The 6,207-nt window shown below is 73.7% G+C and carries 5 protein-coding genes; 1 reads left to right on the top strand and 4 read right to left on the bottom strand.

Translation table 11 applies throughout. From position 1 onward, the window contains the following. The 3 genes from ACFV4N_RS37985 to ACFV4N_RS37975 form a co-directional block, all read right to left on the bottom strand. Nucleotides 1-2,681: non-ribosomal peptide synthetase (locus ACFV4N_RS37985; RefSeq protein WP_499677516.1), on the bottom strand; the 2,681-nt coding region annotated here is incomplete at its 3' end. Beyond that, on the bottom strand, nucleotides 2,678-2,905 hold the full coding sequence (locus tag ACFV4N_RS37980; protein WP_499677515.1) for an acyl carrier protein: 228 nt from the start codon (nucleotides 2,903-2,905) through the stop codon (nucleotides 2,678-2,680). The genes ACFV4N_RS37980 and ACFV4N_RS37985, both read right to left, overlap by 4 nt. A gap of 315 nt (nucleotides 2,906-3,220) precedes the next feature. Beyond that, nucleotides 3,221-4,474 carry an MFS transporter gene (locus tag ACFV4N_RS37975; RefSeq protein ID WP_499677514.1) on the bottom strand — a complete coding sequence of 418 codons (1,254 nt, stop codon included), beginning with the start codon at nucleotides 4,472-4,474 and terminating at the stop codon, nucleotides 3,221-3,223. Between the two features lie 102 nt (nucleotides 4,475-4,576). On the opposite strand from ACFV4N_RS37975, the gene ACFV4N_RS37970 reads away from it, so the two are divergent. Continuing rightward, complete coding sequence (locus ACFV4N_RS37970) at nucleotides 4,577-5,122, top strand: CGNR zinc finger domain-containing protein (protein ID WP_499677513.1); 546 nt, start codon at nucleotides 4,577-4,579, stop codon at nucleotides 5,120-5,122. A 52-nt stretch (nucleotides 5,123-5,174) separates the two neighbouring features. Here ACFV4N_RS37970 and ACFV4N_RS37965 read toward each other — a convergent pair. Next, nucleotides 5,175-6,207 (bottom strand): cyclase family protein (locus tag ACFV4N_RS37965; protein WP_499677512.1); only part of this gene is annotated, 1,033 nt, incomplete at its 5' end.

The following is a 6,207-nucleotide window of genomic DNA, read 5'->3' as shown; positions in this document are numbered from 1 at the left end:
TGGACGAACAGCACCAGGTGGCGGTCCGCGCCGTCGCCGCGCGCGACGGCGACCGCCCGGCGCACGCCGGGGTGCTGCTGGGCGACGACCTCGACCTCGCCCAGTTCGACGCGGTAGCCGCGGATCTTCACCTGGTGGTCGTCGCGGCCGAGGAAGACCAGCACGCCGTCGGCGTCCCACAGCACCTGGTCGCCGGTGCGGTAGCGGGTCGTGCCGCGCGGGTCGGGGACGAACCGCTCGGCGGTGCGCTCCGGCTCGTTGACGTAGCCGAGGGCCGGGCAGTCGCCGCCCAGCAGCAGCTCGCCGACGACGCCGCGCGGCGCGAGGTGGCCGGTGCGGTCCACCACCTGGGCGGTGACGCCGGTCAGCGGCACGCCGATCGGCACGTGCGACGGCCAGTGCGCGTCCTCGGCGGACAACCGGTGGGTGGTGACCGCGTGCGTCTCGGTCGGGCCGTAGAGGTTGACCAGCCGGACCCCGGGGTGGCGGGCGAAGAAGTCGCGCACCACGTCGTTCACGGTGAGCTGCTCGCCGGAGACGCACACGTACCTCAGGTGCTCGAACCGCAGCCCCTCGGCGGCCTGGACGAACGGCCGCAGCGCCGCCACGGGCTGGTAGACGTGGGTCACCGCGGTGTCGAGGACCCGGCGCACCACCGCGGGGACGTCCCGGCGGTCGGCCGGTTCGCGGGAGACCACGGTGCCGCCCGCGGCCAGCGTCGGCACGATCTCCTGGAAGGACACGTCGAACCCGAGCGGCGCGTACTGGAGGAAGCGGGTGCCCTCGTCCATGTCGAGCGCGTCGAGCTGCCACGCGGTCAGGTTGACCAGCGGGCGGTTGTGCATCAGGACGCCCTTGGGGTTGCCGGTCGAGCCCGAGGTGAACATGACGTAGACACCGTCCTCTTCGGACGGTTCGCCGACGTCGCCCGCGACGCCCGACCCACCGGCGGCGCGCAGCTCGGCCACGCCGAACACCGGCACGCCCGGGTCTCCCCCGCCGACGGCGATCCGGCAGTCCGCCTTGCCGACCATGTGGGCCAGCCGCTCGGCGGGCAGCGCGAGGTCCAGCGGCAGGAACGTGGCGCGCAGCCGCAGCACGGCCAGCATCGCGACGACGGTGTCCACCAGGGTCGTCGTGGTCAGGCCGACGACCTGCCCCGGCCCGGCGCCGCGACCCCGCAGCCCGGCCGCGACGGCGGCGACCTCGCGGGCCAGCTCGCCGTAGGTGAGGGCGCGGCCCTCCTCCTCGACCGCGACGGCGTCCGGCCGGCCGGCGGCGACCCGCGCCAGCCAGCCGTCCAGGTCCGCGCACGGCGGTTCCCGGCGGAACCCGTCCGCGCGGTGCGCCTCCTCCACCGAGGCGTCCTCGAACAGGTCGCGCAGCGGCGTCGAGGGGTCGGCGGCGGCCCGGTCGAGGGCCAGCAGGAGGGAGTCCTCGACCGCAGCGGCGATCGGCTCGGGCAGCAGCGCGACGTCGTGCTCCAGCTCCAGCAGCCAGCCGCCCGGGGTGGGGGTGACGCCGAGCCACAGGTCGAACTTGGCGGTGCCCGTGCCGTGCTCGCGCACGGAGCGCACGGCCGAGCCGGGCGGCGTGGCGGTCGAGTCCTGCATCGCGAGCATCGCGGAGAACAGCGGGTTGCGGTCGCCGCCGCGGTCCGGGGCGGCGTGCCGGACGACCCGGTTGAACGGCACGGTGACCGCGCGCCGCACCTCGTCGACCTCCCGCTCCACCGCCGTGCGCGCGTGCTCGGCGAACGTCCGGTCCCAGTCCACGTCCACCACCAGCGGCAGCGTGTTGACGAAGAAGCCGCACAGGTCGTGGGAGCCGATGGTGCGCCGGGCCATCAGCGGGCTGCCGAACGTGGCCTGGTCGGCGCCGCTGTGCCGGGCGAGCACGGCCGAGTAGACGGCGGAGAAGAAGGTGAAGGGGGTGACGCCGAGCGCCGTGATCGCGCGGTCCACCGCGGCGGAGCGCTCGGGCGACAGCGGCAGCTCTCGGCGGGCGCCGCGGAAGTCCGTGCCGGCGGGGCGGTTGGGCCGCGGGTACAGCACCGTCGCGGTGGTCTCGCGCAGCCGCGCGCCGATGGCCTTCGCCCGCTCCTCGACGGCGCCCGCCGCGCCGGCCTTGACCTGGGCGTCGAGTTCGCGCAGCAGCGCCCGTTCGCGCGCCGGGCGCACCCCGTCCACGTCGAGGGTGCCGGCCAGCGCGGCGTCGAGGTCGCGGACCAGCGGTTGCAGCGAGTACCCGTCGAACACGGTGTGGTGCACCGAGATCAGCAGCGCCGACTCGTCGCCGTCGCCGGAGCGCAGGTGCACGGCGCGCAGCAGCGGCGCCTCGCCCAGGTCGAAGCCCGCGGCGGCCAGCTCGGCGAGCTCCCGGCGGGTGCGCCCCTCGAAGTCGCGGCCCACCAGCACGTGCCGCAGCGGCGCCTCCTGCGGCGTGAGCGGCTCGCGCAGCCGGGCGGCGGGCTCGGGCAGCTCGTGGAAGGCCAGGCGCAGCGCGGGTTGCGCGTTGAGCACGGCGGTGAGCGCCGCGCGCACGTCGGCGGCCGAGCGGGCCGGGTCGAGCCGCAGCTCGACCAGCACGTTGTAGAGGTTCCCGACGGGGACCGTGCGGTGCACCACCAGCAGGCCGAGCTGCGACTCGGTGACCGGGGTGGAGCTGATCGTGGCGGTCACCGGGTCACCTGCCCGGCGACCCATGCCCGGAACTGGCCCAGCGTCTTGAGGTCGGCCAGCTCCGCGAGGTCGATCTCGCGGTCGCCGTCGGGCACGAGCGCGGCCACGACGCGCAACGTCGTCAGCGAGTCGAGCCCGATCTCGGCCAACGTCGAGTCGTCGGTGAAAGGAACGCGGACGAACCGCCGAATTGTGGCGTCAATGTCATCGACGAAAATGTGCACGGCAGGATCCATCGACCAAACTCCCAGGTGGCTGCTTGAACACCGGAGGCGATGAACCCAGGATGCGGCCGCCGGGCAAGCTCATCAAGCCCGGTTCGGGGGAGTCGATAGAAACAGCCGATGGTCGAATAGGATCGGGTGGAATAAATCCCGGGAACGCGTTTGGCGATCTTCGGGAAAAGCCTCGCGGTCCGAGTCGTCGGGATCTCGAACGATAAAGGGTCGCACCGGGAGGTGTCGAGCGCGAAGAGGGGCCGCGGCCGCGCCTGGGGGGAGCACGACCGCGGCCCTGGGAGAGCCTGCCCCGTGGGCGGGTCAGGCTTCGGTCTTGGCGTAGATCCGGTCCAGCACGTCCTGGGTGAAGGTGCGCAGGAACGGCACGATCAGCGCGACGGTGGCCAGGGCGAACACCGCGAAGGCGACCCGGAAGCCGAACCACTCGGCCAGCACGCCGACGAGGGCCGCGCCGACCGGCATCGCACCCCAGCTGAACAGCCTCAGGGCGGCGCTGAACCGGCCCATCATCTCCTGCTCCACGAGCAGCTGGGTGATCGTGCGCGAGTTGACCGTCCAGAGCGTGCCGCCCAGGCCGCCGAAGAACGCGGCGGCGCCCACGGCCACGGCGTTGGTGGTCAGCACCGGGACGGCGACCATGGCCAGCGTGCCGATGATGTCGACGAACATGACCGTGCGGCGGCCGAGCAGGCGGTTGAGCGGGCCGACGGTCAGCGCGCCGACCAGGCCGCCGACGCCGAGCGCGCTGAGCACGAAGCCGTAGCCGCGCGAGTCGAGCCCCATGGTGGTCGTCGCGATCAGCGGCATCAGCGCCAGCCACGCGCCCCAGCACGCGCACAGCACGGTCAGGACCAGGGCCATCAGGCGCAGGACCTGGCTGTGCCACAACACCTTCAAGCCTTCGGCGATGTCGCTGTGGACCGACCTCGCCCCCCGGTCCTCCGCCCGCGCCACGCGGAACTTCCCGACCAGGAACACCAGCACGGCGATGCCGATGACGTAGGCCACCGCGGTGGAGCCGAGGGCCACCGACGCGCCCGCCGCCACCAGCAGGCCGCCCACGAAGGGGCCGCAGAACTCGTTGCAGACGGTTTCCGCGCCCGCCACCCACGTGTTGGCGCGTTCGCGGCCGGCGGGGGCGACCGCGTCGGGCACGAGCGCGCCCGCCGACGTCAGCGCGATGACCTCGGCGACGCCCAGGGTCAGGCCGCCCGCGTACAGCATGGGCAGGGTGGTGGCGTCCGAGGCCGCCGCGGCCAGCAGGCAGCCGACCACCACCAGCCGCATCGAGTTGGCGACCCACAGCAGGCGGCGGCGGTCGACCCGGTCGACCAGCACGCCGACGTGCAGCGCCACCAGCAGCCACGGCAGCGTCAGCGTCAGCCCGACCGCCGAGATCTGGAGCGGCGAGCTGGTCAGGGCGGTCGCCATCAGCGGCAGGACCACCTTGGTCACGCCGTCGGCGAGGTTGGTCACGGCGGTGAAGGCCACGAGCACCGCGGTGTTGCGGCTGCTGGTCCGGTCGACGCCCGCCGGCACGTCAGTGGTCGTCATCCGCCCCCCTAACCATCTATCGCGTTAGCCGGTCAGTTCTCGCTCGGGGGTTACCCTAGAGGAGCCTGGGGTAACCATCAACCGGGTTAGGTGGTGGGAAACATGATCGAACCGTCCCCGGCAGCGGAGCTGACCAGGTCGTTCGCCAACACCGTCGACCTGGAGGACGAAACCGACGAACTGGCCGGGAGCGAGTCCGCCGCCGCCTGGCTGCACGCCCGGGGCCTGGTGGACGAGCCCGTGCGCCTGGCGGCCGAGGGCCACCGCAGGCTGCTCGACCTGCGCGCCGGCGTCCGGTCCGCGCTCGGCCAGGTCCAGCCGGACGGGCTGGCGGCGGGCGAGGCGGTGCTCGCGGACCTGCCGGTGCTCGTCAGCTTCTCCGCCGGCGGGTTGGTGCCCGCACCGGGGCTGCCGGTGGTGGACCGGGCCCTGGCGCGCCTGGCCATCGCCTGGTCCGACCTCGTGACCACCGGCGAGTCGCAGCGGCTGAAGCGGTGCGCGGACGACGTGTGCGGCTGGGTGTTCTGGGACGTGTCGCGCAACCACAGCAGGCGCTGGTGCAAGATGCGGGTCTGCGGCAACCGCGCGAAGTCCCGGCGCTACTCGGCGCGGCAGCGGGAACTGCGCCTCCGGGAGGAGACCGCCTGACCGGCGACCCGAGCAGGGGCCAGGCGCGGGTCAGGGCGGCGAACGCCCCGGGTCAACGCCCCCGGGGTCGGCCCAGCGCGGCGGGCGGGGTGTTTCCCGCCGTGGCGCCCTCGGCGTACTGCGGGGTCACGATGAACACGAACTCGTGCACGCGGTCGGCCGCGAGCCGGTCCACCACGTAGGACTCGCCGATGCGGATGCCGTGCCTCATCAGCAGTTCCTGGTGCACCGGGAACGAGGTCCCGTCCTCGTTGACGGGGTTGCCCAGCACCTCCAGCGCCCAGGTGTCGCCGCCCACGATCGCGGGTCGGGTGCGGGCCAGCCAGCGGGCCTCGCGCAGGTAGATGCCGGGCAGGCCGCGCGCGCCCTCCCAGCGGGCGATGTCGGCCGGGTCGCGGCGGACCAGCAGGTTGCTCCAGCCGGTGTGGAACAGCACCGCGTCACCGGGCTCCAGGCGGTCGACGCCGCCGAACTCCAGGGCGTCCCGGATGTCCTCGACCGTGATGCGGTAGTTCTCGCGCAGCAGCGGCCGGCCGTTGGCCGCGGGCTCGGCCAGGTCCTCGGTGCGGCCGCGGGCGAGCTTCACGCCGAGCACGTCCAGCAGCACGCCGCGGGTGACCACCGGGCCCATGTGCTCCGCGCCGAGCCGGACCGTGCCGTGGCCGCGGGCGATGTCCGGTCCGCGCAGGCCGTTGTAGAAGAACTCGGCCGCGCCGATGTGGTTGAGGTTGTCGAGCTGGCTGCCGATCTGGTAGGTCATGGCCAGCGGTTTCGGGTGCTTGGCGGAGAACTCCGCCTCGAACCGCTCCTCGTGCACGCTGACCTTGTTGGCGCCCAGCGGTTCCAGCGCGACCAGGACGCCGCCCTGCTCGGCGAACCCCGGCGGCGGCGGGTAGCCCCAGATGGTGAGCCGCTGCTCGTAGGTGCGGCGCGGGTCGGTGGCGAACGCGGGGAAGCCGTTCCACATCAGCTCGCCGAGGTTGTAGGTGGTGACCTCGCGGCGGCCGCGCAGCAGCCCGAGCGCGGCGGCGGTCTTGGCCGGGGTGACCTCGTTGAACGCGCCCCGCTGGTCGTCGGGCCCGTAC

The organism is Actinosynnema sp. NPDC059797, assembly GCF_042732085.1.
In the GTDB taxonomy this organism is placed as follows: Bacteria; Actinomycetota; Actinomycetes; order Mycobacteriales; family Pseudonocardiaceae; genus Actinosynnema.
Note: the sequence above shows the minus strand (reverse complement) of the source record. Positions and strands in the feature narration are given on the sequence as shown.